The following is a 26,376-nucleotide window of genomic DNA, read 5'->3' on the forward strand; positions in this document are numbered from 1 at the left end:
GCCCGCTCAGGCCGCTGACACCGGGCCGGGCAGGTCGCGGCGGTCGCGGATCGGGCCGGTGAGCAGGATGCCGGTGGAGAGCACCAGGGTGGCGGTCATCAACCAGAGCGTCGGGCGCAGGCCCAGCGAGGTGCCCAGGAAGCCGCCGAGCAGCGCGCCCAGCGGGATGGCGCCGTAGTTGACCAGTTGCATGGCGGTGATGACCCGGCCGAGGAGCGGGCGCGGCGTGTACAGCTGGCGGAAACTGTCCTTGATGATGTTCCCGGCCACGATGCCGGCGCCGACCACCACGCCACCCACCACGACGAAGGCCAGCCGGGGGCCGGGACCGGCGAGCGGGATCAGCAGGGCGAACGGCGCCGCGCCGATCTGACAGGCCATCATCGCGTACGCCGTACCCAGGCGCCGGGCCATCGCGCCGGCCGCCAGCGCGCCCAGGACGCCACCACAACCCGTCGCGGCCACCACGAGGCCGACCGTGCCCGGCTCGGCCCCGATCTCGCGGACCAGGAACACGACCAGGATCGACTGGTAGCCGATCAGCGCCAGGTTCGCCGCCGCCCCGAACATCGCCATGGTCCGCAGGTACGGGTCGCGCGCCAGGAACCGCAGCCCCTCGGCGATCTCGGACCGCAGCGCCCGCCGGGGAGCCGCCGGGCGCGGTGGTTCCCGATGCCGCAGGCTGACCAGGCAGACGATCGAGACGAGGAAGCTGACCGCGTCCACCAGCAGCCCGGTCACGGCCCCGAAGACCTGCGCGATGAGGCCGCCCACGCCCGGCCCGGCGACCTGCGCGGCGGCCTCGCTGCCCTGAAGCTTGGCGTTGCCGTCGGCCAGCCGTTCGGGGCCGAGCAACGAGGGCAGGTAGACCGGAGCCGCCGTCTCGGCGAAGACCGACGCCACCCCGGCCAGCAGGGCCACACCGAGCAGATGCCCCATGGTCAGGGCGCCGAGCCCGGCCGCCACCGGCACGCCGGCGAACAACACCAGGGAAACCGCGTCACAGGCGATCAGCACCGCCCGCCGGGGCAGCCGGTCCACCCACACACCGGCCGGCAACCCGATCAGCAGCCAGGGCAGCCAGACCGCCGCCTGAAGCAGAGCCACCTGAAACGTCGACGCGTCGAGCACACTCACCGCGACCAGCGGCATGGCGACAGCGGTGACGGCGCTACCGAACCGGCTGGTGGTCTGCCCGAACCACAGAATGCGGAAGTCCCTCAACGGGTGAGGCCCCGCGACTGCATCTCAGCCTCGACGGCCTCCCGCCGGCGCCGCCAGTCACGCCTGGCCTTCGGATTGCGGCCGGGCGACCGGTCGGACCACAGCTCACGCTCCCGGGCCAGCTCCAGCCGCCCCCGCAACTGCTCGTCGGTGAGACCGGCCCGATCACGGTCCCACGTCTCCACCATCTTCCACCGGGACACAGCACCATCTCAGCGCGCCAAGGCGAGACTCGCACCCGCATTTAGCCGGTCAGGCCTCGTTCATGGTGGTCGAGCAGAGCCCGGGACCCGGTTCACCAGGCCGCAAAGCCGCCACCGCCGGTTCGCGCTGAACAGAACGAGCCACGCCAGAGCCCTGGCTCCGGCGACCACGCCTCCAACCGGGTCTCCGAGTCCCTGGCTATATCCGCAACGGCTCCGACTGAGCTACCCGCCGAGGCGAGCCCGCCGAATCCCAGCGCTGGCGCATGACCCTCACCGGTGCCGAGGAGTACAAGCCCATCCCCGGACTGTGACGCCGGGTGGATCCCGATGGTGGCCGGTCCGCCCTGGACGCTGATCACGATGTGGGCCGAGCCGAACACCGCCGCGGTTGCCGTCTTTCCGGTGGTCAGCCTTCTGCCGCACTTCGCCGCGGTGTGGCGGGCCGAGTCAGGTCGTCGCCGGCGCATCACCGCCGGCCGGGAGGACTCCTTTACGCCATGACGGCGGCCGCGATGGTGGCGGCCGGTGATGGCGGATCGCGCGGGCGCCGCAGCCTCGGTGCGGGGCGCCGGCTGGGTCAGCGGCCGAAGGTTTCGGCACTGGTTCGGTATGTGGGGGTGGGGTCGGTCTCGGGGTTGAGCAGGATGGTCAGGTCGGGCAGGGCGGTCGGCGCCGGCTCGCCGTCGTCGTCTGTCTGGCCGGGCTCCGACTCCCAGTCGATCAGGGCGACCGTCACGGTCCAGCGGCCCGCCGGCAGGGGGAACCGCACGCCGTCGGAGGGGTCGGCCCGGACGTGTTCCAGGCCGCTGATCACGGCGCCGCCGGCGGTGGTCAGCAGGTAGGGGGCCGAGGTGGCGTACGCGTATTCGCGCTCCCGCTCGGTCCAGCGGGCCGGGGCCGCGGCCGTGCCGATGCGGGCCACGAACGCGAACCGGCCGTCGCTTTCGATGTCCACCGGCACGAGGGTGCCGGCGGCTATGTGCCCCGCTATGTCCTCGTCGTGGTCGACGATGCGGTCGAAGGCGCCGGGTGCCCACAGCGCGCCCACGGCCACGTCGGTGACCATCGTGCCGGTGACTTCCATCGATGATCGGTCCTCAGGGGGTGGCTCGGGCTCGGAGGATCAAGGCTAGGCCGAACAGGGCCGGCAACACCATCACCTGTGGCAGCAGGGCGATCAGGCCGTGGCCGGACAGGCGCCAGTTGGTCCACAGGCCGATCAGGGTGGCCGCGGCGATGATCGCGAGGCCCACCGGGACCTCACGGGTGGCGGGGCGCGGGACCGGTGGCGGCAAGGGACGGTCCGGCTCCACCGCTATGCCGGCGGTCAGGCGGCGGTAGCCCTCCGGGGTGCCGATGCCGGCCCGCTCGGCCGGGTGGGCCAGGTAGAAGCGGAGGGCGGCGGCCACGAACGCGCCGGAGGTCTTGTCGAAGGTGAGGGTCGCCTCGGGCGCGCCGGCCAGGGCGACCGTGATCTCGCCGTCCAGGTCGTTGCGGGGCTGGGTCTCGGCCAGTGCCGGCCACGGGTGGAAGAGCGTGCCGGTCAGCCTGTCCGCGCGTACCCCCGAAGACGTGAAAGTGACTCCGGTGCCGTGCCACAGGCCGTACCCGTAGAACGGTAGTGGCGTGAGCGTGGCGGCCAGCAGGACCACCCACGCGGTCCGGTCGGGCTCGGTCAGGCCGAGTGACAGAACCGTCGCGATGAGCGCGAAGTGGGCCAGGCCGGCCAGGATCAGCGCCGGGCCGCGGGGTGTGGCGAAGCCGGGCATCGACGGTGTGCGGGGGCGTTCGGCCACGAACCAGGCCAGCAGGGCCAGGACGACCGCGGCGCCGAGCAGCAGGGCGCCCCGGTGGGCGAGGGCCAGGACCACGAGAACCGCCGCGCCTCCCAGGAGGGTGGCGCGGCGGTGCCGGACGATGAGCACGGGTGGAGGCTAGCGCCGTGGGGTGACGGCAACCTGAAAGATGGGCAAACGGCCGAGCTTGCGGTACGCGTTGAGGGCGGCCGGCGTGCTGTCCACCGACGAGTCCTGGCCCTTCTGGTTGCTCGGCGTCTCGAACTGCACCATGGCCTTGATCCGCGGGAACTCGCGGATGTCGTTGCCCATCCGGCGGTAGAAGTCGGCCTTGTACTGGGTGTTCCGCTTGGAGGACCAGACGCCCCACTCGGCCAGCATGAGCGGCTTGTTGGGGTGGCGGGTCACCGCCCAGCTGTAGAAGCCGGGCCAGCTGCGCTTGCCTTCGAGCCGGCGGTTGAGGATCTCGGCGAAGTCGCCGTGCCCGTATCCGGGGTCGCTGTAGGCGTAGGTGTCGAAGCCGATCCAGTCGACCACGTCGTCGCCCGGGTACATCTGGTTGAACCAGCTCTTCTGGGCGTGCGGCACGTACGCCATGTGGACGAGCACGCTGACGATGTTGTCGGCGCCTTTGGCCCGCAGCCGCTTGACCACGTGGCGGTACATGGCGGCGTAGTCGCGGGCGGTGTAGCCGGAGCCGGCTTTCTCGCGGACGTCGTTCTCGCCCTCATGGTGCACGGCGAAGAAGAACTGCTCGGGAAAATTCTTCTTGATGTGTACGGCGAGCCGGTCCAGGAACGCGTCGGTGCGCCGGTCCCCCTTGGCGATCTTGGCCCAGGACGCTGACTCGGGCTTCCAGTTGAGGAACAGGATGCGCTGGCGGCCGGGCTGGTGCGCGATCGCGATCTCCTGCTCGGTCGGGAACAGCTGCCGCGTGCCGCCGTGGTAGGCGTGGTAGATCGCCTGGTGGCGGCCGGTCTTGCGCTCGAACCGGGAGAGGGCGGAGGCGCCGCGGCTCTCGGTGTGCGCGCCGGGGGCCACGCCCCAGAGGACGCCGCAGGTCGGCACCAGGTTGTGGCCGGTGTAGCAGCGTCCCCCGCGACGCTGCTGCTGCTGTTGCTGCGGCTGGGTGATGGCGGCGGCGAAGCCGGGCGCGGCGATGTTGGCGATCCGTGGCGCCGGGGCGGGCGCCAGAACCGCGGCGGCGGCGCTGGTGGCCGAGGTGGCGGCGGTGGAGGGAGCGGCCGACGACGGCGCGCGGAAGACCGGCGGCGCGACGCCGGGCTCGGCCGTTTCCGGGGCTTCGGGCGGCGACATGGCCGGAACGGAGACGGTCGGGTCGCTGAGCCCGAGTCCGATCTGGTCGGCGCCGCCGGTCCACGCCCAAGCGAGCGTGGCCGCGACCGACAGCGCGAATGCCGTGGGTATCGCGGCGAACTGAACAATTCGTCGACTCACGATCAGCCAGTATTGAGGCTTAAGTCCGTTTTGTCTAATACCCGACGGGAAAAGGGAGAGGGGAGTCCCATCTCGACCACGATCACGCGGGCTGCCAAACTGTCCCCTTAGTCGGCCCGCAGGGGGATACGGAAGTGAATGGTTCGATGCTGCCCGAAGACGTGCTGCGCGACGCCCCGTCGTACACGCCGCACCCGCACGAGCTGGCGGACCTCGAACTTCTGCTCTCCGGCGCCTATGCGCCGCTGACCGGATTCCTCGGCCGCGCCGATCTGCACGCGCTGCGCCGCCGGGGCCGTCTGGCCGACGGCACGCCGTGGCCGGTTCCGGTCACATTGGAGATTCCCGAGGAGATCGCCGGACGGCTCGACCTCGAGGACCCGCTGCACCGCACGGTCATCCTCACCGACCCCGAGGGCGCCCCGGTGGCCGCGCTCGAGGTCAGCGACGCCTGGCCGTCGCGGGAGCGCGAGTGGGGCGTCGGCGGCCGGGTGACCCGGATGGGCGACGGCGGCCACGGTCCGTTCCAGCGCCTGCGGCGTACGCCCGAGGAGGTCCGCGCCCTGCTCCCACCCGGCCGGGTGCTCGGCGTGATCGCCGACCGGCCGCTGCATCGCCCGCAGCTCGCGCAGATCTCGCACGCCGCCCGCACGCTCGGCGCTCACCTGCTGATCCTCATCCCGGTGATCGGCCCCGGGCCCGACGGGCTGCCGCCCGAGGCGCTGGTCCGCACGATCTTCGCGGCCCGTGACCGGATGCCCCCGGCCACGATCGTCGCCGTGCCGCTGCTGCCGCGCGGTGACGAGCTGCGCGACGCCCTGCTGCGGGCCCGCGTCGCCGGCGCGTACGGCGTGAGCCACGTGCTCTCCACCGGCGACATGCTCACCGGCGGCAACCTGCGCGTGCTCGTGCCGCGCGAGCTGGCCTACGACAACCGGGACGGCCAGTGGCGCTGGCGCGACGACATCCCGCCGCGCAACCGCCGACTCGCGATGACCCCGGCCGAGATCGACGACCTGCTCGACCGCGGCTTCCCGCTGCCCGAGTGGCACACTCCCCCGGCCGTGGCCAAGGAGCTGGTCCGGGTCCGGCCGCCGCGCCGGCACCGCGGCCTGGTGGTCTTCTTCACCGGCTTCTCCGGCTCCGGCAAGTCGACGATCGCCCGCGGTCTGGCTGACACGCTGCGGGAGAGCGGCGACCGGACGATCACGCTGCTCGACGGCGACGTGGTGCGCCGCGAGCTCTCGGCCGGGCTGGGCTTCAGCAAGGCCGACCGCGACCGCAACGTACGCCGCATCGGCTGGGTCGCGGCCGAGGTCGGCCGCCACCGGGGCATGGCGGTGGCCTGCCCGATCGCGCCGTACGAGAACGCCCGCGCGGCCGTGCGGGCGATGGCCGTCGAGGCCGGCGCGGGCTTCGTGCTGGTGCACGTGAACACGCCGCTCGAGGTCTGCGAGCAGCGCGACCGCAAGGGCCTGTACGCCCGGGCCCGGGCCGGCCAGCTGCGCGGCATGACCGGCATCGACGACCCGTACGAGGAGCCGGCCGACGCCGAGCTGACCATCGACACCACGACGATGTCGGTGGCCGAGGCCATCGAGATCGTGATCGCCTATCTCGTGGAAAGCGGCTGGGTGGAGCCGAAAATGTAAAGCACCCATCACGTCGGCGGGAGTGAGGCGTTGAGCCCTTGGGGGCGAAACGCCCAAATGAACCTCACTCCACCCCCGAAAGGGCCGCCAACCGATGGAAGCGTCACGCCCCGCGGATGTCTCGCACTATCTCGGTGTCTTCCGCCGGCACTGGTGGATCGCACTGATCGCGACGGGCGCCGGCCTCGGTGCGGGAGCGGGCCTGACCTCGGCGATGCCCAAGGTCTACCAGTCGTCCACGGCGGTGCTCGTGCAGGCCGTCGACCAGGACACCAACGCGCAGGGTGGCCGCACCAAGGGCTCGGTCAACCTTGACACCGAGGCCCAGCTGGTCGGCTCGGGCGCGGTCGCGACCAAGGCGGCCGCGTTGCTGCGCAGTGACCGGTCGCCGATCGAGCTGGCCAAGGACGTCTCGGTCGAGGTGCCGGCCAACACGACGGTCCTGATGGTCACCTTCCAGGCAGACTCGCCGGAGGGCGCGCAGGCCGGCTCGCACGCTTTCGCCGAGGCCTATCTGCGCAACCGCGAGGAGACCGCGCAGAACGGCCTGGACCAGCAGATCAAGACGCTCACCGCGAAGATCAAGCAGCTCACCACGACGCTGACCGGGATCAACGCGCGGCTGGCCCGGGCCACCCGGGGCAGCTCGGACGAGAGCAACCTGCAGAGCCTGCGGCAGAACTCGCAGAACCAGCTCAACGGCATGACCGGCAAGCTGAACGAGCTCACCACCACCACTGTCGGCGCGGGCAGCATCATCAGCGACGCCCGCCTGCCGGAGACCCCGGTCAGCCCGAACGCGATGATCAACATCGCCACCGGGGGCATGCTGGGCCTGCTGCTCGGCCTGGCTCTCGCCTTCGTCCGGGAGCGGTACGACCGTCGGCTGCGCTCGGCGGCCGACGTGCGCGACCGCGGGCGGATGAACGTGCTGGCCGCGCTCGACGAGCGGACCACGCCGCACTTCGACGACGTCCTGCAGCCGTACGGCGCCGGTGGCCGGGTCTTCAACCGGCTGCGCAACGAGGTGCTGGCGACCCTGCCGGCCGACGCCCGGACCATCGTGGTGACCGGCGCCAGCCGCGGCTCGGCCAGCACCCTGGTCGCCGCGAACCTGGCCGCCGCCCTGGCCCGCACCGGCAGCGACGTCGTGCTGATCGGCGCGCACCTGCCGGACAGCGTCGTCGACGCCGCCCCGCTGGCCCGGATGCTCGGCGTCTCGGCCGTGCCCGGCCTGTCCGACCTGCTGGCCGGCCGGGTCGGCCTCAACCGCGTGCTGCAGCGCTGCCCGCGCATCCCGTCGCTGCGGGTGATCACCACCGGTGGCGCCGCCACCGCGGCCGGGCTGATGCAGTCGCAGCGGCTGCGCGACACCCTGGAGACGCTGCGCGGACAGGGCGGCTACGTGGTCATCGAGGCGCCGTCGACGGCGAGCAGCGCCGACGCGCAGAGCCTGGCCAGCCTGGCCGACGCCGCGATCCTCGCGGTCGAGCTGCGCCGGGCCCGCCGCCCCGCCCTGCTCGACGCGGCCGAGCAGCTGCAGCGGGTCGGCACGCCGCTGCTGGGCGCGGTCGTGCTGCCGCATCTGACCAACCTGCGTACGGCCGAAGCGGCCGCACCCGTGGTGACCCTGACGCCCGCACCGGCCTCGTCGGAGGGCCCCCGGCCCGACGAGACGGCCGTGCTGACCGCGCCCCAGCGCTTCCCGACCAACACGGTCTCGTCGGCCGAGAAGGCCGCGCTGCGCCAGCGGGACGCCAACCACGCGGACGAGATCACCGCGGTGATCGACATGTCGGGCGCGGTCAAGGACATCGCCAAGGACGGCGACAAGAAGTGACCCAGACGGCCCCCACCCCGGCGCGTGTAGCGGGCGGGGCGGCTCACGGTGCGCCGAAGCGGCGGGATCTGCCGGCCTGGCCGGTGGCGTGCATCCTGGGCTTCTACCCGGTCTGGTGGGCGCTCGGCCTGGGCGTGCTGATCTTCGCGCTGATGGCCGTGCCGATGCTGTTCCTGCTGATCCGGCGCCGCGCCGCCGGCCGCCCGCTGCGGCTGCCGCCCGGCTTCGCCTTCTGGGTGATCTTCCTGGCGGCCGTGGTGGTCAGCATCGGCGCGCTTGGCGCCGACCCGGCCGGCACGGTGGCCGAGCACGCGACCGGGCGACTGCCGGCGGTGACTTACAAGGCTCTGATGTACGCGTCGCTGACCGTGCTGCTGGTCTACGCGGGCAACCTGACCGAGGCCGAACTGCCGAAACGCCGGCTGGTGAAGCTGCTCGGCTGGCTGTTCGTGGTGACCGTGCTGGGCGGGCTGCTCGGCATGGTGGCGGGCACGTTCGAGTTCACCTCGCCGGTCGAGTGGCTGCTGCCCCCGGGCGTACGCAACAAGGGCTTCGTGCAGTCGCTGGTCCATCCGTACGCGGCACAGATCATGGACATCGTCGGCGAGGGCCAGCCGCGCCCGGCCGCGCCGTGGGGTTACACGAACACCTGGGGCAACAACTTCTGCCTGCTGGTGGGCTGGCTGATCGTGGCCGCCCGGTCGTACCGGGCGAAATTCTGGACGACCGTCTGCCTGGTCGTCTCGATCGTGCCGGCCGTCGTCTCGCTCAACCGGGGCCTGTGGATCGGCATCGGCGTGCTGGTCGTCTACGTGGCCGCCCGGTACGTGCTGGCCGGCAAGCTCTGGATCATCGGCGCGGTCGTCATGGCCGCCGCCATGCTTTCGGTCACCCTGGTCGCCACCCCCCTCGGCGACGTGGTCGGGGCCCGGATGGACAACGGCAAGTCCAACGGCGTCCGCTCGTTCCTCATCGACCGCGCCCTGGACGGCTTCACCGGCTCCCCCGTGATCGGCTACGGCGGCACCCGCAACACCCTGGGCGGCCGCAACTCGATCACCGTCGGGGAGAGCGCCGGCTGCGAGCGCTGCGGCAACTTCACCGTCGGCGGCAACGGGCAGCTGTGGCAGCTGCTCTACGCGCACGGCGCGGTCGGCACCGTGGGTTATCTCGGCTTCTTCGCGTACGGGCTGTGGCGGTTCCGCCGCGACCGCAGCCCGATCGGGGTGGCCGGCAGCGCCGCGATCGTCACCTCGTTCTCGGCGATGCTCTGGTACAACTCGCTCGTCACCCCCCTGGCCTTCACCGTTCTGGCGTTCGCGCTGCTCTGGCGCAATTCATCCGAGGGGGACACGACGACATGAGTCCGGTCAAGACGGCGCCGGCCGAGCTGACCGCGGGCGACGCGGAGCTGCGTACGCGGTACCTGACCGAGGTGCTCGACCTTCTCTACCCGCAGCCGTGCCGTACGGACGGCTCGCCGGGCACCCCGATCGCCGAGTACCTCGTGGTTCCGGACGCGCGGCGGCCCCGCCTGCTGGTGCCCTCGATGTCGCGCCGGGTCGCGGCGGCCGCGGTCCGGCGTTACGCCGAGCCGCAGTCGCGGGCCGCCCGCCTCAAGCGCGAGGCGGTGGTCGCCGCGGTCCGCACGGGCGCCTCCGGCGTGCTGTTGCGCGACCGGGTCCGGGTCACCGGCCCGTACTCGCAATGCATCGACGGTTATCTGAGCGAGGCGCTGGGCCGCGAGCTGGCGGTGAGCGTCCACATCGGCCCGGCCCGGGCCAACCGCAAGCCGGTGCTCCAGCTGCTCAGCCCGGACGGTGACACGTTCGGCTTCGGCAAGCTCGGCACCGGGCCGCTCACCCAGCGGCTGGTCAAGGCCGAGGCGGCGGCGCTGACCGCGCTCGGCAACAGCGGCCTGACCAAGCTGACCGTGCCGCGGGTGCTGCACGCCGGCGAGTGGCGCGGCCTGCAGGTGCTGGTGCAGTCGGCGCTGCCGGTGTGGTTGCCGCGCGCCCCGCTGAACCAGCGGCGCCTGGTCGGGGCGATGCTCGACATCGCCGGCTGCTGCGGCTACACGACCGGGACGCTGGCCGGCAGCGCGTACTGGCACGAGCTGCGGGGACGGCTGGCCGGGGTGAGCGACCGGCCCGAGGGCGTCGCCCTGGCCTCGGCGGCCGAGCTGCTGGTGCGCCGCGGCGGCGAGATCGGCTTCCGCTACGGCGCCTGGCACGGCGACTGGGCGCCCTGGAACATGGCCAACCTGGCCGACGCGCTGCTGGTCTGGGACTGGGAACGGTTCGCCACCGGGGTGCCGCTGGGCTTCGACGCGGTGCACCACGAGCTGCAGAAGCGCATCCAGTCCACCGAGGACGCCCGGGACGCGGTCGAGGCGACCGTCAAGCGCGCGGGCGAGCTGCTGGCGCCGTTCGGGGTGGTACCCGAGGGCCGCGAGGTGACCGCGCTGCTCTACCTGGTCGACCTGGCCACCCGATATCTGACCGACCGCCAGGCCGAGGCCGGCGCCCGCCTGGGCGTGCTCGGCACCTGGCTGCTCCCGGTGCTGATCCGCCGGGTCGAGGAGCTGTGACCATGGACGTACGCAAGATGCCGGCGCCGATGAAGCGCGTGGTGCACCTGGGCTCACGCTCCTACGGCCGGCTCACCGCGCCGGGCCGGATGACGCCGTCGTTCCTGATCTGCGGCGGGCAGCGCTGCGGCACGACGTCGCTGTACCGCGCGCTGGCCGAGCATCCGGTGGTGCTCAAGGCCGTACTGCACAAGGGCGTGCACTACTTCGACACGTCGTACGACCGCGGAATGGGCTGGTACAAGGCGCATTTCCCGCTGACCCGCAGCGCCGACAAGATCTCCGACAGGTACGGGGTGGCGGCGCAGACATTCGAGTCGAGCCCCTACTACATGTACCACCCGCAGGCGGCGGCCCGGATCGCCCGCGACCTGCCGTACGCCAAGCTGGTCGTGCTGGTCCGTGACCCGGTGGAGCGGGCGTACTCGCAGCACCACCACGAGGTGGCCCGCGACTTCGAACCCGAGCGCGACTTCGGGGCGGCGCTCGCCCTCGAACCGGCCCGCCTGCACAAGCAGGAGGAGAAGCTGGCCGAGGACCCGGAGTACTACAGCTTCAGCCACCAGCACCACGCGTACCGGGCCCGCGGCGAGTACGCCCGCTACCTGAGCGTGATGGCGCAGCACGTGGGCCGCGAGCGGATCCACGTGGTGGAGAGCGAGCGGTTCTTCGCCGAGCCGGAGGACGTCTACGACGAGGTCTGCGACTTCCTGGGGCTGCCCAACTATCTCGAGCGGCCGCCGTTCGAGCGGCACAACGCCCGCCCCCGCCAGGCCGACATGGACCCGGCCCTGCGCCGCGAGCTCACCGACTACTACCTGCCCCACGACGAGGCCCTGGCCCGGTGGCTGGGGCGCATGCCGATCTGGCGCCGCACGTGACAGCTGTTCTGGATAGCTCTTCTTCGACGAAAGCGGCGGCCCGGGGCGGGCTGGCCAACATGGTCGGTTCGGCGCTGGCCGGCGGCACCGGGGTGGTGGTCACGTGGGTGGTGGCCCGGTCGCTCGGCGCCGAGCAGGCCGGGGCGTTCTTCGCCGCCACGGCCGCGTTCGTGCTGGCCGGTGGGCTGGCCAAGCTGGGCACGCAGACCGGGCTGGTCTACTGGCCGGCGCGGCTGCGGGCCACCGGCCGGGCCCACCTGCTCGGCGCGTGCCTGCGGGCCGGGCTGGCGCCGGTCGTGGTGGTCTCGGTCGTGCTCGCGGCGGCGATGTGGCTGACCGCGCCGGCGATCGCGCGGATCACCGCGCACGACGCGGGACACGTGGTCGACGCCCACACCGCGGGGCTGCGGGTGCTGGCCGCGTTCCTGCCGTTGCAGGCGCTGACCGACGCGCTGCTCACGGCGACCCGCGGCTACCGGGCCATGCGGCCGACCGTGCTGCTCGACCGGGTGCTGCGCAACCTCGTGCAGGTCGCCCTGGTCGGGATGGCGGCACTGTGGACCGCGGGATCGTTGCCCGGGTTCGCGCTCGCCTGGGCGGCCCCCTACCTGCCGGTCGCGGTGCTGGCCGCGTACAGCCTCAGAAAGGTGTATCGCGCTCAGAAGCCGCCCGGGGTGACCACGCACCGGGCCGAGCGGATCGGCGTCCGCCGCGACTTCTGGCGGTTCACCGGGCCGCGCGCGCTGGCCAGCGTGGCCCAGCTGGCCCTGCAGCGGGTGGACGTGCTGCTGGTGGCGGCGCTGGCCGGTCTCGCGCCGGCCGCCGTCTACGCCGTAGCGGGGCGATTTGTCGTTTTGATTCAGTTCGCCAATCAGGGGATCTCGCAATCGGTGCAGCCGCGGCTGGCCGAGGCACTGGCCACCGGCGACCGCCGCCAGGCCAACCACCTCTACCAGACCGCCACCGGCTGGCTCGTGCTCGTCACCTGGCCGATCATCCTGCTGGTCATCCTGTTCGCGCCGCTCTGGCTGCGGCTGTTCGGCGAGCACTACGCGAGCGAGGGACGGGTCGTGGTGGTCGTGCTGGCCGGCGCGATGCTGGTCGCCACCGGCTGCGGCATGGTCGACATGGTCCTGGCCATGGCCGGGCGCACCTCGTGGAACCTGGCCAACGTGCTGATCGCGCTGGTCGTCACGGTCGGGCTGGACCTGCTGCTGATCCCCGCGTACGGCGCGCTGGGCGCGGCCATCGGGCTGGCCTGCGCGATGGTCGCCAACAACCTGCTCCCGCTGGCCCAGGTGGGCCGGTCGGTGGGGCTGCACCCGTTCGGGCGCGGCACGCGGGTGGCGGCCCTGCTGGCGGTCGTCTGCTTCGGCGTACTCCCCTGGGCCGTCACCGCGATCGCCGGAACCGGCGGCATCGGACTGACCCTCGCGGCGCTGGCCGCCGTTCCCGCCTACGGCGGCGGCGCCTGGCTGCTGCGCGCACACCTCGCTCTGGACGCCTTCAAACCTTCGAGGAGGACGAGTTGACCACCGACTACACAAAGGTGTTCCAGGACACCGACGCGGTCGAGAAGTACGAGAACGTCACCTACGCACCGGACAGCTACGCGTCGCAGATCAACGAGCGGCAGCAGGACTACCTGCGCACGCTGGTGCGGCGCGAGTTCGGTCCGCTGGCGCCGGTGCAGCACGACTTCGCCTGCGGCACCGGGCGGGCCATCCGCATCCTGCACGGGCTGGTCCGCGAGGCGCACGGCTACGACACGTCGGCCGAGATGATGGCGAAGGCGGCCGAGGTCGGCTCGCGGGCGAACTGGCACCAGGTGGCGCCGGACGGCCCGGTGCCGCACCCGGTGCCGGCCGGCTTCCCGGCCATCGTGACGATGTTCCGGCTGTTGCTCAACGTGGACTCGGCGATCCGGGACCGGGCACTCGCGTTCGCGGCGAAGGCGCTGCCGACGCGGGACTCGGGGGTGCTCGTGGTGGAGAACCACGGGAACGCGGCCTCGGTACGCCATCTGCGGGCCCGCCGGCATCAGGGGCAGCGGTGGTTCGCCGAGCTGTCGCACGAGGAGGTGTCCGCGCTGTTCGAGCGGCACGGATTCGAGATCGTCGAGCGGCGGGGCTTCTCGATGATCACGCCCTCGCTGCACGGGAATCCGGTGGCCCGGGCCGTGGACGCGGCGGCCCGGCGAATGCCCGGCAGTGACTCGTACGCCGTGAACGTTCTCTACACCGCCCGCCGTGTCCATGCGTAAAGGCATTTTGATCTTAGTTTTTGTCCTGTTTGTGAGCGCTTGCTCATTTAGCCGGGACAAAAAGGACACGGAGCCACCCCCGGTGCCACCCGATTTGTCGGCGGCGCCGGCCGCCGTCGCCGTCCAGCAGGGGCCCTTCGCGTCGGGCCCGGTACGCGCGCCGCAGCGGGGCGCCCTGGTCGGGGCGTGGATCAAGCCGGATGCGCTGACCCACGTCGGCCGGCTCGCCGCGGTGGACAGCCTCCAGGCCGACCTGGGGCGGCGGCTGAGCATCGTGAACACGTACCGCCGCTTCGAGCAGATGGTGGGCACCCCGTCCGACAAGGAGTTCCTGGCCCGGGGTTCCACGCTCATGGTGAGCTGGGCGACCGGCGACAACCGGTCCATCCTGGACGGCGAACACGACGAGCTGATCCGCAAGCAGGCCAAGGCCGTACGCAAATTGAAGGTCCCGGTGTTGCTGCGGATGCGCTGGGAGATGGACCGGCCCAACCTGCGCGCGACGATGTGGTCCGGCGCCGACTACATCGCGGCCTGGAAGTACGTCCGGAAGATCTTCGACGAGGAGCGGGCGACGAACGTGTCGTGGGTGTGGTGCCCGACGGCCGAGGGTTTCATCCGGGGCGACGCGCCGGACTTCTATCCGGGCGACGACCAGGTCGACTGGACGTGCGTCGACGTGTACGCCGGCGAGAAGTTCGAGCCCATCGGCCAGCTGATGGCCCCGTTCCTGCAGTGGGCGGCCCAGCGCCCGAAACCGATCGTGATCGGCGAGTTCGGCGTGGCGAAGGCGTGGGGTTCAGCCGGCCGCGCGGACTGGCTGAAGGACGCCGGCCGCACCTTCAAGGCCAACCCGCAGATCAAGGCCATCGCCTACTTCGAGTCGGACCCGGAGGGCAACGGCCCGACAAAGCAGTTCCAGCTCACGGGCGACAAGGCGGCGTTCAGGGCGTTCCACAAGCTGGTGCGAGACCCGTACTTCAATCCGTGACGGCTTCAAGAAACTCCAGCCGATTCCCGTGATCGTCCTGCGAGTAGAACCGCCGGTGGCCCGGAAAGTGAGCATCCCACTCCACCGGGCGACCGGCGGTTTTCAGCCTCTCCGCAAGACCGTCAAGGTCATTGACGAGTACGCCGGGGTGAGCCCTCCTAGCGGCCACGAAGTCGGCCACGGGACTGACGTGGATCTCCCAGCCCCCACCGCGGAACCAGCACCCACCCCGCGCCGCGAGGGCTGGCGGTTTGGGGAGTTCCGTCATGCCGAGCACACCCCCGTAGAAGCCGCGCGCGTCATCCTCACCCCCGGGCGGACAGAGGACCTGAACGTGGTGCAGCCGCTCAAAACTGAAGGACATGCCCGCAGCCTACCCTGCAAACCGTACGTACGTCTTGCTTAAGGTTCCGCCTTGTGCACATGGGCACTGCCCATGGTGGCTTGCCCTGGACGGCCCAGCCCGGGCGAGGGTGCGGCCCCGGCCGCCCGACTCACGCTTGCACGGAGGGCCAGCGCTGGTCGCGGCCTCACGCCTGCCCGGCTTCCGCTTCCACGAAGGGCCAGCCCGGGCTCCATCCTTACGCCTGCACGGCTCGCGCTTCCACGGACGGCCAGCCCTAAGCCTGCCGACCTGCGCTTCCGCGGACGGCCAGCCCGGGTCTCGCCTCAGGGCTGCCCGACCTGCGCTTCCACGGACGGCCAACCCGGGTCTCGCCTCAGGGCTGCCCGACCTGCGCTTGTGCGGACGGCCGGTTCGGGCGGAGGCGCGGCTTTGCGACCGGATCGCGTTCGAGCGGTTCTCCTGCCGCACAATTCCCTATCGCCGCGACGAATTTGGCATGATCCTCATCAATTATCGATGGCTTCGACGACGCGGCGGCGGGATAATTGGGCATGCGATACCAACAGCTTGGACTTTTCACTCGCAAACAAATGGACAGCATGCGCGATCGCACCCGTGCCCGAAATTGGTCGCCCGAGAATGACGCCTTCCGCCGAGAGCACGAACGTCACCGCGCATGGGGCCTCACCCAGCGCCACGGACTCAAGCTCATGCGGTTACGACTCGAGCAAAGCGCAGCACCCCGCCCCCCGACCGACACTCGAGGACCGGACACCGCCCAGTCCACTTCGGAACATTGCCGAACCGAAGTGCAGGCGCGGACCCCGCCGCCAGAGCAGCCCCGCCCCGCCACTACAGCTCAGGCGCCAGCCTCATCCACAGCTCAGCAGCCACCTGAGGCCCCGATGATCACTGAAGGTCCACAGTCGCCAGTGGCTGCGAGCATCGTCGCTTTCCCGCAGCCACCGCAAAGCTCAAGCATCGTCGGCGATCCGCCGTCGCCGCAGAGTTCGGGCATCGCCGGCGATCCGCCGTCGCCGCACATTGGGGCTGCGCCTTAGCCGTCCCAGGCCACGCCGTCGTCGCTGGTCCACGCGTGCCTCAAAGTCCCAGGGTCGCTACTGCTCGACGCACCGTCAACTGTGGCGTCGCCACTGCGCCGCAAGCCCGGGAGGTCGCCACGGCCCTGCGCGTCGCCGCTGCGCCCAGCCCGAGAGGTCGCCACCGCCCTGCGCGTCGCCGCTGCGCCCAGCCCGAGAGGTCGCCACTGCTCTACGCGCCGCCAACTGTGGCGTCGCCATTGTGCCCCAAGCCCGGAAGGTCGCCACTGCCCTGCGCGCCGTGGCGTTGACACTGCGCCCCAAGCCCGGAGGTCGCCACGGCCCTGCGCGCCGCCAACCGTGGCGTTGACTGCGCCCCAAGCCCGGAAGGTCGCCACTGCTCTACGTGCCGCCAACTGCGGGCGTTGACACTGCTCCGCAAGCCCCGGGGTGTCGCCGTCGCAATGGGGTGCCGCCCGCCTATGCGCGGCGAATTCGGCGGCCGGGGCGCGGTCGGTTGTGTGGCAATCGGGGCGACCGCGCGCGACGGGCAATTCGAGCAAGCTGCTATCACGCTTCTTGGTAAAGCTTACTTCGGTGAAATTGCGCTTTTCGCCGGGCGAGAAGGGGCCATCGAATAATACGCCTGCGGTTTTGGGGGCGGCAATGGCGACTGTATGCCGCTTAATTGGGCCGGGAAAGGCAGATCAACGGGCTCGAGCACGCTGGCCGGGGGCCTGGGCCAGTAAGCGCAGCGCATAGGGGGCGTCGTGGCGTAGGTAGCGGCTGGCCAAGCGGCGGGGCTCCGTGCCGAGGCGGTGGGCCCACTCCAGGCCGGTTCGCTGCATCCAGCGGGGGGCCCGTTCGATGTCGCCGGCGACGAAGTTGACCGCGGCGCCGCAACCTATGAACCAGGCCTGGGGGAGCAGGGAGCGCAGGCGGGTGATCATGCGTTCCTGTTTGGGGTAGCCGAGGCCGACGAACACCAGGTCCGGGGAGGCGCCGGCGATTTTCGTGCAGTAGTCCTCGTACATCAGGGGGTCGCGGTCGAAGCCGAACGGCGGGCACAGCGTGCCGGCCACGCGCAGGCCGGGGCATTCGCCGGCGAGGCGGTCGGCGGCCCGGGTGGCGCCGTCCTTCTCGTTGGCCCGGGCCGGAGTTCCGCCGATCACGAAGATGGAGCGGCCGTCGCGGCCCAGGCCCTCCGACAGGGACCAGATCAGGCTGCTGCCGGCCACCCGCTCGGGCAGGGGGCGGCCGCCGAGGCGGCTGGCCCAGACCAGCGGCATGCCGTCGGCGACGATCAGGTCGGCGTCGTCGAGGTGGCGGCGGCATTCGGCGTCGGCCTGGGCGCGGCGCAGGATGTCGATGTTCGGGGTGAGGATGCGGCCGCCGCGGCCGCGGGCCAGCGAGTCGCGGACGACCGCCACGACCTCCGCCTCGGTGATCCGGTCGATGCCCGTGCCGTCCAGGTGGACGCGGTCGAACGCCTGGATTGTCACGCAACGCCTCCTTCGCGCTTGTTCGCTCGTTATAGGAGCGAAACGAGCGAAGGTGGGCAAGAGTGGCACGCGTGGTATTTCTGGGTGGATTAGGGCGAAGTGGGACAACGCTCGTCGAACGTCTGCTCGGTCAACTGCCCGGGGTGTGCGCGCTCGGCGAGGTCGTCCACCTCTGGCAGCGCGACATCCGCGACGACGAGCGGTGCGGCTGCGGCGCCCGGTTCTCGGCCTGCACGTTCTGGCGGCGGGTCGGCGAGCGGGCCTTCGGCGGCTGGCACCACGTCGACGTCGACCGGGTGCACGCGCTGCGCGACGCCGTCGAGCGGACCCGGCACATCCCCCGCCTCGCCACCGCCGGCGAGGCGCCCAGCGAGGTGCACGAGTACGCCGACTTCTACGCCCGCGTCTACGCGGCCGCCGCCGAGGTGTCCGGGGCCGAGGTCGTCGTCGACTCCTCCAAGCATTCGGCGCTCGCCCACGTGCTGCGCTGGTCCGGCGACATCGACCTGCGCGTCGTACACGTCGTGCGGGACGCGCGCGGGGTCGCGTACTCCTGGACCAAGCGGGTCTCCCGGCCGGAGACCGACGGCGCCGAGGAGATGACCCGCTACTCCCCCGGCCGCTCGGCCATGCTCTGGAACGCCCACAACGCCGCCTTCGGCCTGCTGGCCAAGCGCGGCGTGGCCGTGCACCGGCTGCGCTACGAGGAGTTCCTCGCGCACCCGCGGTCGGAACTGCTCAAGATCGGCGACTTCGCCGGCCTCCGGCTCCTCCCCACCGACCTGGCGTTCCTCGGCGAGGGCCACGCCGATCTGGGTGTCGGGCACAGCGCGGCCGGCAACCCGATGCGTTTCACCGTCGGGCGCCTGGAGCTGCGCCGCGACGACGCCTGGGTGAAGTCCCTGCCCGCCAAGCAGCGCCGCCTGGTCGGAGCGGTGTGTGCGCCGATGCTGCGGGCGTACGGATATCCGCTTCTGAAAGAGGAGAGTCGATGAACTGGCCGTCCGTCGGTGTCGTCATCCCCACCCGGAACCGGCCCGAGCTGGTCCGCAAGGCGATCGCCTCGGTGCGTGACCAGCGCTATCCGGGCGAGATCAAAATCTTGGTGGTGTACGACCAGACCGAGCCCGACTACCTGCTCGCCGCCACCGAGGGCGTACAGGTGCTGGTGCTTACCAACTGGCGTACGTCCGGCCTGGCCGGCGCCCGCAACACCGGCATCCTGGCCCTGGACACCGAGTACGTGGCCTTCTGCGACGACGACGACCAGTGGCGCCCGGACAAGCTCCGCCGTCAGGTGGCCGCGCTGCTGGCCGACCCGGATTCCGAGTTCGCGACGTGTGCGATCGAGGTGGAGTACGAGGGGAAGACCACCGCCCGGCTGGCCGGGCGCAGCCGGGTCACGGTCGACGAGCTGGCCCGCTCCCGGATGGCGATGCTGCATTCGTCGTCGTTCCTGATCCGCCGTACGGCGCTGGTCGAGGACGCGATCGGCCTGGTCGCCGAGGACGCGCCGGGCAGCCAGAACGAGGACTGGGACCTGCTGCTGCGGGCGGCCCGCCGGTCGCCGATCGTGCATCTCGACGAGCCACTGGTGCGGGTGCTGTGGGGGCGGACCTCGCATTACGCGTACGAGTACGCGACGAAGATCAGCTCGCTGCGCTGGATGATGCAGCGGCACCCGGAGATCAGCGGCTGCCGTCCGGGCGCGGCCCGCGTCTACGGCCAGCTCGCGTGCTGGTCGGCCGCGACCGGCAACCGGAGCCAGGCCTGGCAGTTCAGCAAGGAGGCCGTACGGGCGAATTGGAAAGAGCCGCGCACCGCGATCGCCCTCGCGGCCATGACCGGCGCGGTCAAGGTCGAGAACGTGCTCTCTGCCTTGCATAAGCGCGGCCGAGGCATCTAGAGGGGTAACACACTCTTTCGGTCACGCCCGATCACAAGGTAGTGTTCGGGCGTGTTCGAATTAGTGCGGATCCTCTGATGCTGGCGCAGCAGCGCCAAGCCGCGATCCTCGACCGGGTGCGGGCCGCCGGCGGTGTACGGGTCAGCGAGCTGGCCGCCGAGTACGGCGTCTCCGACATGACGATCCGCCGTGACCTGGAGTCGCTGGCCGATCGTGGCCTGCTCGCGAAGGTACACGGCGGAGCGACCACCGTCAGTCCCGGCTCCGCGCACGAGCCCGGCTTCGCCGCCAAGAGCGTCCGCCAGCGGGCCGAGAAATCCGCCATGGCCATGCGCGCCGCCGCCATGGTCTCCCCCGGCGATGCCATCGCGCTCTCCGCCGGCACCACCACGGCCGAGCTGGCCCAGCGCCTTGTCGACGTCCCGTCGCTGACCGTGGTGACGAATTCGATCCCGGTCGCCGACGTCTTCTACCGGGCCGGCCGCCCGGACCAGACCGTCGTGCTGACCGGCGGCACCCGTACCCCCTCGGACGCCCTCGTCGGCCCGGTCGCGGTGGCCGCGATCGGCACCCTGCACCTCGACATGCTCTTCCTGGGCGTGCACGGGATGAGCGAGCGCGCCGGATACACCACGCCGAACCTCATGGAGGCCGACGTCAACCGGGCCCTCGTCGAGGCGGCCGAGCGGCTCGTCGTGCTGGCCGACCACACGAAGTGGGGCACCGTCGGCATCAGCTCGATCGTTCCGCTCGAGCGGGCCGACGTGCTGATCACCGACGACGGGCTGGACGAGCAGGCCCGTGCATTGCTGAGCGAAACAGTTCCAGAACTTGTGATGGTGAGTGGCCAGTGACCTTCAAGAGCCGCACGGCGATCCGTCTCTCCGACGGCCGTGAGCTGATCTACTTCAACGAACAGGACGGTTCGCACCGGGCCGAGCACCCGGACACCCGCACCCTTCCGCCCCCGCCGCACACCTCGCAGTTGCGCTACGACCCGCTCGTCGACGAGTGGATCGCGATCGCCGCCCACCGGCAGACCCGCACGTTCCTGCCGCCGAGCGACTCGTGCCCGCTGTGCCCGACCAAGCCGACGTTCGCGAGCGAGATCCCGGCTCCGGACTACGACGTCGTGGTCTTCGAGAACCAGTTCCCGTCCTTCAGCGACCGGGTGTCCCCGGACGAGGTTCAAGAGATCAACCCCATGGTTCCCGTACGCCCTGGCGTGGGCCGCTGTGAGGTCGTGTGTTTCACCAGCGACCACAACAGCTACTTCGGAGCGCTCACGCCGGCCCGCGTTCGCACGGTCGTGGACGTGCTCGCCGACCGTACGGCCGAAATCTCGCGGTTGCCCGGCGTGGCCCAGGTCTTCCCGTTCGAGAACCGGGGCGTCGAGATCGGCGTGACCCTGCACCACCCGCACGGGCAGATCTACGCGTACCCGACCGTCCCGCCGCGCACGAAGCTGATGCTGACGGCCGCCGCTGCCTACCGGGAGCGGACCGGCGGCGACCTGTACACCGACGTCCTGGCGGCCGAGCGCGAGCAGGGCACCCGGATCGTCGGCGGCAACGAGCACTGGACGGCCTTCGTGCCGGCCGCGGCCCGCTGGCCGTTCGAGGTGCAGATCGCGCCGAACCGCAAGGTGGCCGACATCCCCGAGCTGTCCGACGCCGAGCGCGACGCGTTCGGTCCGCTCTACCTGGACATGCTGAAGCGCTTCGACGGGCTGTTCGGCAAGCCGATGCCGTACATCTCGGCCTGGCACCAGGCGGTCGTGGGCGAGGGCCGCGACCTGGGATATCTGCACTTGCAGCTGTTCAGCATCCGGCGCGCCGCCGACAAGCTGAAGTACCTGGCCGGCTCCGAGTCGGCCATGGGCTACTTCGTGAACGACATCGTTCCCGAGAGGGCCGCGCAGCTGCTGCGCGAGGCCGCGTAAGTCTTCCCTTCCTCTCTTCCGCCTTCTCGCCTTTTCACCAGGCGAGGCCTTCGGGGCGGGAGAAGAGGGGCGGGGGTCCCGGGACATTGGGACCCCCGCTGGGAAGGGACGGCAGGCGCAAAGGTGGTGGTGCGCCCACGTGGCCGCATCGCCGGCGAGAGAACCGATCGGCGCCCGGGACAAGGCAGCCGGATCGGTGGGCGACCCCTCGGCGTCGCGCGGCCCATCCGTTCTGCCATGAGAAACGACGCCCGTACCCACTGGTTACGGATCTAAACATCACAGGGCCGCCCACGCTCACGCGCGGGCGGCCCTGTTCTGCTTGCGAGATCAGGCGAGCTTGCGGGCCAGGTTCTCGTCGAGCGCGTTCATGAACTCGTCAGTCGAGAGCCACGGCGCGTCCTTGGAGATCAGCAGGGCCAGGTCCTTGGTCATCTGACCGCCCTCGACGGTCTCGACGCAGACCTTCTCCAGCGTCTCGGCGAACTGGGTCACCTCGGGGGTGCCGTCCAGCTTGCCGCGGTGCTTGAGACCACCGGTCCAGGCGAAGATCGACGCGATCGGGTTCGTCGACGTCTTCTCGCCCTTCTGCCACTGCCGGTAGTGCCGGGTGACGGTGCCGTGCGCGGCCTCGGCCTCGACGGTGTTGCCGTCCGGGGTCATCAGCACGGAGGTCATCAGGCCGAGCGAGCCGAAGCCCTGGGCCACGGTGTCGGACTGCACGTCACCGTCGTAGTTCTTGCAGGCCCAGACGTAGCCGCCCTCCCACTTGAGCGCGGCCGCGACCATGTCGTCGATCAGCCGGTGCTCGTAGGTCAGCCCGGCCGCCTTGAACTGGTCGGCGAACTCGGTCTCGAAGATCTCCGCGAAGAGATCCTTGAAACGGCCGTCGTACGCCTTGAGGATCGTGTTCTTGGTCGACAGGTAGACCGGGTAGTTGCGGGCCAGGCCGTACCGGAACGAGGCGCGCGCGAAGTCGCGGATCGACTCGTCGTAGTTGTACATCGCCATGGCGACGCCGCCGCCCGGGTAGTCGGCGACGTGGAACTCCATCGGCGCCGAGCCGTCCTCGGGGGTGAACGTCACGGTCAGCTTGCCGGCGCTGGGCACCACGAAGTCGGTGGCCTTGTACTGGTCGCCGTGGGCGTGCCGGCCGATGATGATCGGCTTGGTCCAGCCCGGCACCAGCCGCGGCACGTTCTTCATGATGATCGGCTCACGGAAGACGACGCCGCCGAGGATGTTGCGGATGGTGCCGTTGGGCGACCGCCACATCTTCTTCAGGCCGAACTCCTCGACGCGGGCCTCGTCCGGGGTGATCGTCGCGCACTTGACGCCGACGCCGTGGCGCTTGATGGCGTTGGCCGCGTCGATGGTCACCTGGTCGTCGGTCTCGTCGCGGTACTGGATCGACAGGTCGTAGTACTCGAGGGGGACATCGAGGTAGGGCAGGATCAGCTGCTCACGGATCTGCTTCCAGATGATCCGGGTCATCTCGTCGCCGTCGAGCTCCACCACCGGGTTTGTGACCTTGATTTTCGCCATTCGGCCGGCGCTCCTCTCCCGAAAACATGCTTAGCAGTACGAGCGTACGGCAGGGCCGTTGAAGATCACCGGTCACCCCCGACCGGGATCTACCCGGATCGCCCCAACCAGTCTGCCCGCTCGTCGGCACCTTGTATCGCAAACCCGATGGCATCGAGAAATGTCACTGCAAAAGAAGCTCGACCAGCCGATCGGCCATCGACTGCTCCTCTCTGCCGGGCCGCCGGGCCGCTGCTCCTCAACCACACGTAGGCGTACGCCAACAACAGCACCACCCGCCTCCCGGCGGACCTCTTCGGGCTCGACGTAGCGTCGGGCGACCCGCTGCCGGAAGCGGCGAAGGACCCGGCGCTGACCATGACCGGCCCCGAGCAGGAGAGCCGGCTGGTCAACGGGCGGCGCCACTCCGGCGCCCGCTGGAACCTGCTGGCCAACCAGGTGTTGTGGGCCGTCGCCGGCGCGGAGTCGGGCCGCCCGGGCATCGCCGAGGTGGTCGAGTCGGCGGTGCTCACGGCCGTCGCGAGGAGCGCCCAGCGGGCCTACGACGATACCGACGACCAGAGCCTCGGCCAGTAGTTATCCACAGGGGCCGGGGTTATCCACAGATCCGGAAAACGGGGGCGCGGGGCGGACGGCGTCCCCGGCAGAATCGCGGCATGCCTGTCACCCACGCCGTCGGACGGCTCACTGTCATCGCCCTGGAGGATGCCGCGGGGCCCTTCTTCATGCCCCGGGCCGAGGCGTTTCCGGACGCCACGGCCGAGCAGTGGGCGGCCGCCGACGCGGCCGATCCGGCCGCGGTGACGGCCGAGGGTGAGTGGTGGCTGCGTTTCCGGAGCTATGCGGTGCGGGTCGGGGACGGCCCGGTCACGCTGGTCGACGCGGGTATCGGGCCGGCCGGGTCGCTCGCGTCCGACTGGGCGCCGGTGCCGGGGCGGCTGCCCGAGGAATTGGCCGCGGCGGGCATCGAGCCGGCCGACGTCGAGACGATCGTGCTGACCCATCTGCACAACGACCACATGGGCTGGGCCGTCCCGCGCGACTCACCCTTCCCGTCGGCGCGGGTGGTCGTGTCGCGGGCGGACGTCGAGCTCTATGAGGCCAACCGCGAGCGGGCCGGCCAGTTCGACCTGCTGATCGCGCCGCTGCGCGCCCAGGGCCGCCTCCAGGAGCTCGACGGCGACCTGGCCCTGGCCCCGGGCATCCAGGTGGTGGCGACGCCCGGCCACACGCCGGGCCACCAGTCGGTCCTGGTCGAGGACGGGTCCGACAGCCTGCTCGTCGCGGGCGACATGCTCGTCCACGCCATCCAGCTGCTGCACCCGGAGCTGGCCTACGCCAGCGACATCGATCCGGAGCTCGCCCGGGCCACCCGTCAGCGCACGTTGAAGGAGGTGACAGCGGTGGCCGTGTCGCACTTGGGGGAGGCGTTCCGAAACGTCGGAGCGTGAGACGACCGGGCGCACCGGGGGCGGCGATCCAGCCGGACGCGCGTACAAGGAAAGGCCGGACCGAACGGCCCGGCCTTTCCCGATGAAACTCAGAGGGTCGCGACGTCGGCCTGCTTGGCGCGGACGGCCTCGGCGGCCTCCTTGAGGCCGGCGATCTCGGAGTCGGTGAGCTTCTCCTCGACGACCTTCTTGATGCCCTCGGCGCCGATCTGGGCTTCGACGCCCAGGTAGACGCCGGAGATGCCGTACTCGCCGTCGACCCAGGCGCAGACCGGGAGGACCTCGCCGGAGTCCTCGACGACGGCCTTGGCCATGCGGGCGGCGGCGGCCGACGGGGCGTAGTACGCCGAGCCGGTCTTGAGCAGGGCGACCACCTCGGCGCCGCCGTTGCGGGTGCGGACGACGAGCTCCTCGATCTTGTCGGCGGGGAGCAGGTCGGACAGCGGCTTGCCGTCGACGGTGCAGCGCGACGGGACCGGGACCATGGTGTCGCCGTGCGAGCCGAGGGTGAGCGCCTTGACGCTCTTGACCGGCACCGCGAGGGTCTCGGCGATCGAGTTGGTGAAGCGGGCGGTGTCGAGCACGCCGGCCTGGCCGAAGACCCGGTTCTTGGGGAACTGGGTGGCGAGCTGGGCCAGCGCGGTCATCTCGTCGACCGGGTTCGAGACCACGATGACGACGGCGTTCGGCGCGTACTTGGCGATGTTCTCGGCCACCTGGCGCACGATCTTGGCGTTGACCTCGAGCAGGTCCATGCGGCTCATGCCGGGCTTGCGGGGCAGGCCGGCGGTGACCACGACGACGTCCGAGCCCTCGATGGCCTCGTAGCCCTCGCCGTTGGGGCCGGTGGTGACGCCGACGACCTTGGTCTCGAAGCCCTCGATCGGCCGGGACTGGTTCATGTCGAGCGCCAGACCGGCCGGCTTGCCGTCGATGATGTCGGTGAGCACCACGGTGTCGAAGATGTCGTACTCGGCCAGACGCTGTGCAGTCGTGGACCCGTAGAAGCCGGCACCGACGACGGTTACCTTCTTGCCCATAGCTCTATCCACTCCCAGTCCTGGGGACAGTTTTTGCGAACGTATCAGTCGGTTAACGCCACGTTTCGGCCTGGTCGGCTTAACGCGAAGTAAGCCACTCCCCACTATTCCCCGACGACGGCGCCGTACGCGGTGGCGAACTGCACCGCCTGCGCGATGTCGATCTTGGCGCCGGTGAGGTCGACTCCGCGCAGTTGGACGCCGTCGAGGTCGGCGCCGCGCAGGTCGGCGCCCTTGAGCACAGCGTCGGTGAGCCGGGCGTTCGACAGGTCGCAGTCGCGCAGGTCGGCCCGGGTCAGGTCGGCACCCATCAGGTCGGCCTCCCGTAACCGTAGGCCGGGCAGGCGGGCCCCGGTGAGGTTCTGGCCGCGCAGGTTGACGAAACCCCAGTCGCCGCCCTCGACGGTGATCGGGCGCAGGCCACAGTCGATGAACTGGGTGCCGGTCAGCTTGCAGCCGGTCAGGGTCGCGTCGAAGAACGAGCAGCGCCGCACCGTCGACTGCATGACGGCCACGCTGTCGAGCGTCGCCGCGTTGAAACGGACGTTCCCGAAGAGGCAATTGGTGAAGACGCAGCCGGTGAGCCGCGCCTCCGACCAGTCGACGTCGTGGAACGCGCAGTCCTCGTACCGGACGCCGACGACCTCCTCGAGCGCCCAGTCGGCGCCCGAGAAGGTCCGGTCCTGCACGAGGTCCGTCACGA

General features: G+C 70.9%; 27 protein-coding genes. 16 read left to right on the forward strand and 11 right to left on the reverse strand.

The annotated features are described in order from the left end of the window. Positions 1-6: 6 nt before the first annotated feature. Positions 7-1,224 (reverse strand): MFS transporter, encoded by a 1,218-nt coding sequence (locus ACGFJ7_RS09770; RefSeq protein WP_360245221.1) that lies wholly within the window; start codon positions 1,222-1,224, stop codon positions 7-9. Next, positions 1,221-1,427, reverse strand: a complete 207-nt coding sequence (locus ACGFJ7_RS09775; RefSeq protein WP_392641822.1) for a hypothetical protein — start codon at positions 1,425-1,427, stop codon at positions 1,221-1,223. The genes ACGFJ7_RS09770 and ACGFJ7_RS09775 overlap by 4 nt, the downstream gene beginning before the upstream one ends. Positions 1,428-1,757: 330 nt before the next feature. Here ACGFJ7_RS09775 and ACGFJ7_RS09780 point away from each other — a divergent pair, with 330 nt between their 5' ends. Further along, positions 1,758-1,931: a hypothetical protein gene (locus ACGFJ7_RS09780; RefSeq protein ID WP_392641824.1), complete on the forward strand. Its 174-nt coding sequence runs from the start codon at positions 1,758-1,760 to the stop codon at positions 1,929-1,931. Between the two features lie 76 nt (positions 1,932-2,007). Here the strand turns inward: ACGFJ7_RS09780 and ACGFJ7_RS09785 are convergent, their stop codons facing one another. The 3 genes from ACGFJ7_RS09785 to ACGFJ7_RS09795 are packed head-to-tail and all read right to left on the reverse strand — an operon-like array spanning position 2,008 to position 4,684. After that, positions 2,008-2,514, reverse strand: a complete 507-nt coding sequence (locus ACGFJ7_RS09785) for a hypothetical protein (protein WP_360245230.1) — start codon at positions 2,512-2,514, stop codon at positions 2,008-2,010. Positions 2,515-2,527: 13 nt separating this feature from the next. After that, positions 2,528-3,355, reverse strand: coding sequence for a hypothetical protein (locus tag ACGFJ7_RS09790; protein WP_392641826.1), 828 nt, complete (start codon positions 3,353-3,355; stop codon positions 2,528-2,530). A 9-nt stretch (positions 3,356-3,364) separates the two neighbouring features. Next, a complete protein-coding gene (locus ACGFJ7_RS09795) occupies positions 3,365-4,684 on the reverse strand; it encodes a glycosyl hydrolase (protein WP_392641828.1) in 1,320 nt (439 codons plus the stop codon). A 146-nt stretch (positions 4,685-4,830) separates the two neighbouring features. Here ACGFJ7_RS09795 and cysC point away from each other — a divergent pair, with 146 nt between their 5' ends. The 8 genes from cysC to ACGFJ7_RS09835 all read left to right on the forward strand — a co-directional run bounded on the left by cysC (position 4,831) and on the right by ACGFJ7_RS09835 (position 14,901). Then, a complete protein-coding gene (gene cysC / locus ACGFJ7_RS09800) occupies positions 4,831-6,336 on the forward strand; it encodes an adenylyl-sulfate kinase (protein WP_392641830.1) in 1,506 nt (501 codons plus the stop codon). Positions 6,337-6,430: 94 nt separating this feature from the next. After that, positions 6,431-8,176: a Wzz/FepE/Etk N-terminal domain-containing protein gene (locus tag ACGFJ7_RS09805; RefSeq protein ID WP_360245242.1), complete on the forward strand. Its 1,746-nt coding sequence runs from the start codon at positions 6,431-6,433 to the stop codon at positions 8,174-8,176. Then, positions 8,173-9,540 (forward strand): hypothetical protein, encoded by a 1,368-nt coding sequence (locus ACGFJ7_RS09810; protein WP_392641832.1) that lies wholly within the window; start codon positions 8,173-8,175, stop codon positions 9,538-9,540. Before ACGFJ7_RS09805 ends, ACGFJ7_RS09810 begins: the two co-directional genes overlap by 4 nt. After that, the gene (locus ACGFJ7_RS09815; RefSeq protein WP_360245248.1) at positions 9,537-10,766 is read left to right on the forward strand and encodes a hypothetical protein; all 1,230 of its coding nucleotides are present in this window, start codon (positions 9,537-9,539) and stop codon (positions 10,764-10,766) included. The genes ACGFJ7_RS09810 and ACGFJ7_RS09815 overlap by 4 nt, the downstream gene beginning before the upstream one ends. Positions 10,767-10,768: 2 nt before the next feature. Further along, positions 10,769-11,647 carry a sulfotransferase gene (locus ACGFJ7_RS09820; RefSeq protein ID WP_360245251.1) on the forward strand — a complete coding sequence of 293 codons (879 nt, stop codon included), beginning with the start codon at positions 10,769-10,771 and terminating at the stop codon, positions 11,645-11,647. Beyond that, positions 11,644-13,179, forward strand: a complete 1,536-nt coding sequence (locus ACGFJ7_RS09825; RefSeq protein WP_392641834.1) for an MATE family efflux transporter — start codon at positions 11,644-11,646, stop codon at positions 13,177-13,179. Before ACGFJ7_RS09820 ends, ACGFJ7_RS09825 begins: the two co-directional genes overlap by 4 nt. Then, complete coding sequence (locus ACGFJ7_RS09830; RefSeq protein ID WP_360245257.1) at positions 13,176-13,910, forward strand: methyltransferase domain-containing protein; 735 nt, start codon at positions 13,176-13,178, stop codon at positions 13,908-13,910. The genes ACGFJ7_RS09825 and ACGFJ7_RS09830 overlap by 4 nt, the downstream gene beginning before the upstream one ends. Before the next feature lie 82 nt (positions 13,911-13,992). Then, positions 13,993-14,901, forward strand: a complete 909-nt coding sequence (locus ACGFJ7_RS09835; RefSeq protein ID WP_360245260.1) for a glycosyl hydrolase — start codon at positions 13,993-13,995, stop codon at positions 14,899-14,901. On the opposite strand, the gene ACGFJ7_RS09840 is transcribed toward ACGFJ7_RS09835, so the two are convergent. Both ACGFJ7_RS09840 and ACGFJ7_RS09845 read right to left on the reverse strand, forming a co-directional pair. Then, a complete protein-coding gene (locus ACGFJ7_RS09840; RefSeq protein ID WP_392641837.1) occupies positions 14,891-15,265 on the reverse strand; it encodes a glyoxalase in 375 nt (124 codons plus the stop codon). The two genes, ACGFJ7_RS09835 and ACGFJ7_RS09840, sit on opposite strands and share 11 nt — an antisense overlap. Positions 15,266-15,753: 488 nt before the next feature. Further along, the gene (locus tag ACGFJ7_RS09845; protein WP_392641838.1) at positions 15,754-15,945 is read right to left on the reverse strand and encodes a hypothetical protein; all 192 of its coding nucleotides are present in this window, start codon (positions 15,943-15,945) and stop codon (positions 15,754-15,756) included. Positions 15,946-16,769: 824 nt separating this feature from the next. Between ACGFJ7_RS09845 and ACGFJ7_RS09850 the strand changes: the two genes are divergently transcribed. Beyond that, positions 16,770-16,928 (forward strand): hypothetical protein, encoded by a 159-nt coding sequence (locus ACGFJ7_RS09850; protein ID WP_392641840.1) that lies wholly within the window; start codon positions 16,770-16,772, stop codon positions 16,926-16,928. A 66-nt stretch (positions 16,929-16,994) separates the two neighbouring features. Here the strand turns inward: ACGFJ7_RS09850 and ACGFJ7_RS09855 are convergent, their stop codons facing one another. After that, positions 16,995-17,789: a WecB/TagA/CpsF family glycosyltransferase gene (locus ACGFJ7_RS09855; RefSeq protein WP_392641841.1), complete on the reverse strand. Its 795-nt coding sequence runs from the start codon at positions 17,787-17,789 to the stop codon at positions 16,995-16,997. 62 nt (positions 17,790-17,851) lie between these two features. On the opposite strand from ACGFJ7_RS09855, the gene ACGFJ7_RS09860 reads away from it, so the two are divergent. The 4 genes from ACGFJ7_RS09860 (at position 17,852) to galT (ending at position 21,637) form a co-directional block, all read left to right on the forward strand. Then, on the forward strand, positions 17,852-18,784 hold the full coding sequence (locus ACGFJ7_RS09860; protein ID WP_360245272.1) for a sulfotransferase: 933 nt from the start codon (positions 17,852-17,854) through the stop codon (positions 18,782-18,784). Beyond that, entirely contained in the window at positions 18,781-19,695 is a 915-nt protein-coding gene (locus tag ACGFJ7_RS09865) for a glycosyltransferase family 2 protein (protein ID WP_360245275.1), read from the forward strand. The genes ACGFJ7_RS09860 and ACGFJ7_RS09865 overlap by 4 nt, the downstream gene beginning before the upstream one ends. A gap of 77 nt (positions 19,696-19,772) precedes the next feature. Continuing rightward, positions 19,773-20,549, forward strand: a complete 777-nt coding sequence (locus ACGFJ7_RS09870) for a DeoR/GlpR family DNA-binding transcription regulator (RefSeq protein WP_360245278.1) — start codon at positions 19,773-19,775, stop codon at positions 20,547-20,549. After that, positions 20,546-21,637, forward strand: coding sequence for a galactose-1-phosphate uridylyltransferase (gene galT / locus ACGFJ7_RS09875; RefSeq protein WP_360245281.1), 1,092 nt, complete (start codon positions 20,546-20,548; stop codon positions 21,635-21,637). Before ACGFJ7_RS09870 ends, galT begins: the two co-directional genes overlap by 4 nt. 330 nt (positions 21,638-21,967) lie before the next feature. Here the strand turns inward: galT and ACGFJ7_RS09880 are convergent, their stop codons facing one another. After that, complete coding sequence (locus ACGFJ7_RS09880; RefSeq protein WP_360245284.1) at positions 21,968-23,182, reverse strand: NADP-dependent isocitrate dehydrogenase; 1,215 nt, start codon at positions 23,180-23,182, stop codon at positions 21,968-21,970. A gap of 324 nt (positions 23,183-23,506) precedes the next feature. Between ACGFJ7_RS09880 and ACGFJ7_RS09885 the strand changes: the two genes are divergently transcribed. Both ACGFJ7_RS09885 and ACGFJ7_RS09890 read left to right on the forward strand, forming a co-directional pair. Continuing rightward, positions 23,507-23,758, forward strand: coding sequence for an alkaline phosphatase D family protein (locus ACGFJ7_RS09885; RefSeq protein ID WP_360246518.1), 252 nt, complete (start codon positions 23,507-23,509; stop codon positions 23,756-23,758). Between the two features lie 80 nt (positions 23,759-23,838). Continuing rightward, positions 23,839-24,633 (forward strand): MBL fold metallo-hydrolase, encoded by a 795-nt coding sequence (locus ACGFJ7_RS09890; RefSeq protein ID WP_392641845.1) that lies wholly within the window; start codon positions 23,839-23,841, stop codon positions 24,631-24,633. A gap of 89 nt (positions 24,634-24,722) precedes the next feature. Here the strand turns inward: ACGFJ7_RS09890 and mdh are convergent, their stop codons facing one another. Further along, positions 24,723-25,673 carry a malate dehydrogenase gene (gene mdh / locus ACGFJ7_RS09895; protein ID WP_360245290.1) on the reverse strand — a complete coding sequence of 317 codons (951 nt, stop codon included), beginning with the start codon at positions 25,671-25,673 and terminating at the stop codon, positions 24,723-24,725. Positions 25,674-25,777: 104 nt separating this feature from the next. After that, positions 25,778-26,374, reverse strand: a complete 597-nt coding sequence (locus tag ACGFJ7_RS09900) for a pentapeptide repeat-containing protein (RefSeq protein ID WP_360245293.1) — start codon at positions 26,372-26,374, stop codon at positions 25,778-25,780. Positions 26,375-26,376: the final 2 nt, after the last annotated feature.

The sequence above is a fragment of the Actinoplanes sp. NPDC048988 genome (assembly GCF_043197815.1).
Classification (GTDB): Bacteria; Actinomycetota; Actinomycetes; order Mycobacteriales; family Micromonosporaceae; genus Actinoplanes.